The organism is Natronincola peptidivorans, from assembly GCF_900111615.1.
Classification (GTDB): Bacteria; Bacillota; Clostridia; order Peptostreptococcales; family Natronincolaceae; genus Natronincola_A; species Natronincola_A peptidivorans.
This window is the reverse complement of sequence record NZ_FOHU01000056.1, coordinates 1-1,216: the sequence shown is the minus strand read 5'-3', so window position 1 is coordinate 1,216 and position 1,216 is coordinate 1. Positions and strand designations below refer to the sequence as shown.

At 39.7% G+C, this 1,216-nt stretch carries 1 protein-coding gene; it reads right to left on the bottom strand.

Annotated elements, in window-relative coordinates; translation table 11 throughout:
- The coding region (gene tuf / locus BMX10_RS17705) for an elongation factor Tu (RefSeq protein WP_090447111.1) at positions 1–1,193 on the bottom strand (1,193 nt) is incomplete at its 3' end.
- Positions 1,194–1,216 lie beyond the last annotated feature (23 nt).

Genomic DNA, 1,216 nt, shown 5'->3' with positions numbered 1-1,216 from the left:
TATTCAATAATAGAAGCAACTACTCCAGCACCTACAGTTCTTCCACCTTCACGGATAGCGAATCTTAAGCCTTCTTCTGTAGCGATTGGGCTGATTAATTCGATTTCCATTGTGATGTTATCTCCTGGCATTACCATTTCTACGCCTTCTGGTAATTTGATGCTTCCTGTTACGTCTGTTGTTCTAAAGTAAAATTGTGGTCTGTATCCATCGAAGAATGGTGTATGTCTTCCACCCTCTTCTTTTTTCAATACGTATACTTCTGCCATAAATCTTGTATGAGGCTTGATTGTACCAGGCTTTGCTAATACTTGTCCTCTTTCGATTTCTGTTCTTTGGATACCTCTTAATAGGATTCCTACGTTGTCTCCTGCTTGTGCTTGGTCTAGCAGCTTTCTAAACATTTCTACTCCTGTTACTACTAGCTTTCTTGATGCTTCTGCTAAGCCTACTAGTTCTACTTCGTCTTGTACTTTTACTATACCTCTTTCTACTCTTCCTGTGGCTACTGTTCCTCTACCTGTAATGGAGAATACATCCTCTACTGGCATTAGGAACGGCTTGTCAACTTCTCTTTCTGGCTCTGGGATATATTCATCGATGATTTCAAACATTTCTACGATTTTATCTGCCCATTCGCTTTCTTGATCTTCTAATGCTTTTAATGCTGATCCTTTGATTACTGGTGTGTCATCACCTGGGAACTCGTATGCGTTTAATAGGTCTCTGATTTCTAGCTCTACTAATTCTAATAGTTCTTCGTCATCTACCATATCACATTTGTTCATAAATACTACGATGTATGGTACACCTACTTGTCTTGATAGTAGGATATGTTCTCTTGTTTGTGGCATTGGTCCATCTGCTGCTGATACTACTAGGATAGCTCCATCCATTTGTGCTGCTCCTGTTATCATGTTCTTTACATAGTCAGCATGTCCTGGACAGTCTACGTGTGCGTAGTGTCTGTTTGGTGTTTCATACTCAACATGTGCTGTTGAGATCGTGATTCCTCTTTCTCTTTCTTCTGGTGCTTTGTCAATCATGTCAAAGGCTACTGCTGCGCCTGTTCCAAACTTTTTATTTAGTGTAATGGTGATTGCTGCTGTTAATGTTGTTTTCCCATGGTCAACATGTCCTATTGTCCCGATGTTTACATGGGGCTTATTTCTTTCAAATTTTGCTTTTGCCATTTTCTTCTCCTCCTTGTTTTTAA